3 protein-coding genes are annotated in these 1,615 nt (G+C 47.5%); all 3 read right to left on the bottom strand.

All coding sequences use genetic code 11. The features are described 5' to 3' along the window. A partial coding sequence (locus R8O70_RS24970) for a DoxX family protein (protein ID WP_318184434.1) occupies window positions 1–346 on the bottom strand: 346 nt, incomplete at its 3' end. A gap of 10 nt (window positions 347–356) precedes the next feature. Then, the gene (locus R8O70_RS24965; RefSeq protein WP_025552726.1) at window positions 357–1,115 is read right to left on the bottom strand and encodes a DNA-binding domain-containing protein; all 759 of its coding nucleotides are present in this window, start codon (window positions 1,113–1,115) and stop codon (window positions 357–359) included. Then, the coding region (locus R8O70_RS24960; protein WP_318184433.1) for a DUF692 family multinuclear iron-containing protein at window positions 1,112–1,615 on the bottom strand (504 nt) is incomplete at its 5' end. The genes R8O70_RS24965 and R8O70_RS24960, both read right to left, overlap by 4 nt.

The following is a 1,615-nucleotide window of genomic DNA, read 5'->3' as shown; positions in this document are numbered from 1 at the left end:
TCTCCCAAAGTAGTGGGTAGGACAGGACAGCGATAATGTTGAATACAAACAACATGGCAGCCATAGGGCGAGTAAACAATCCAAGCGCTAAAAAGACCGGAAGAACTAACTCTGCGAATGTGCCTGAATAGGCGGCAAATTCCCAAGGTAGCAACGGAACTTGATACTCAAATTCGAACAAGTACAAGGTGCTATCCCATGAGGCAAGTTTGATAAGGCCGGAATTAAAAAACACCCAAGCGACCCATAAACGGCAAAACAGCAGCAACAACGGCATTGCGTGAGTTTGTAAGCTGTTGGTGTATTCGTCGTAGCGGCTAATCAGGCTTTTAACAGAATCTGTCATCGTATCCTCCTTACGCGGTTTGCAGCGTAAAACCTTCAATCAGGTCAAGCGTCATGATGTGATTAAGATGAGCGAGCAACGGCTCGGGGATATCGCTCAAACATTGCTTTTGTTCCAAGCTGGCAAGCAATTGATAGGCTTCGGCAGCTAGCGCGAAACACTGCGCTTCACCATTGGGCTCGATGCGGATCACCCCTTGTTGTAATTGGTTGATGTTGAGCTGATCGAATTGCTGAGTACGAACAGCGGCGAATAAATCAAACACCGCGTAATGAGCATCAAAGCACTTACACCCAGGGCGAAGGTGGAAAACTAAATGGGGATGTTGCGACTCTGGTACGTGTGGTAACTCAGTCAGTGGTTGCACGGCAGTGTCTGCTTGATGCTCATAACGAGCTTGGCGAGCAAGGTCGATGTTCCATTCAAAGAGAGCAACTTCTGGGCTGTATGGTGCTTGAGCCATGACCTGACCAAACAACATCACAGTGAGGTGAAAGTCTTTTCCGTAGTGAATAACACTGCCTTCTTGGAGTGGGTGCGTTAAAACATGTTGGCGTGCTATTTGGGCAAAGCACGTTTCCCCTAGTAACGCTTCAACCATCGGATAAGTTGCAGAAAGGACTTCGCTCAAGCTGATGATAAAGTTGTTGCGATATATCTGCATGCGCTCGTCAGCGGTAAACTGACCGCTTGCAATATTACAGTCGTCGCCCAATGCCTGATAGTGAAGCGCTTTCGCAAACTGGTTTTGTAAGGTGGCTAGCTTCATGAGGCTTTCCTCGTAGCGCTAAGCGGGGTGGTAATTTGGGAGAGAAGGAGCGAGGCCTTTTCCGCTTCTGCCAATAACACTTCTGGTGCTGGGATATCTAAGTCCCATTCAATTAAGGTATGGCGCGGACCATACTGTTCAATCCAATGTTGATATAACTTCCAGACTTCCGTGCTGACGGGACGGCTGTGAGTATCAATCCAAATTTCGCCTTTATCGAGTTGCTTGATGGTGAAACCCGCCAAATGAATTTCATCCACTTTGTCTGCCGGAATGGCGGACAGATAGGTATTGCAATCAAAGCCGTGATTGAAGGCTGATACGTGTACGTTATTCAGATCGAGCAGTAACCGGCAACTTGTGCGCTGCTGAACTTCAGCGAGAAACTCCCACTCGCTGATCGTCGAGTGTTGAAACTTCACATAGCTCGATGGGTTCTCAATTAAGATTTCGCGTTGCAGATAATCCTGAACTTCAAGCACATTGCGAGTAAAAACGTT

The sequence above is a fragment of the Vibrio sp. 779(2023) genome (assembly GCF_033344285.1).
Taxonomy (GTDB): Bacteria; Pseudomonadota; Gammaproteobacteria; order Enterobacterales; family Vibrionaceae; genus Vibrio; species Vibrio alginolyticus.
This window is presented reverse-complemented; position numbering and strand designations above follow the sequence as displayed.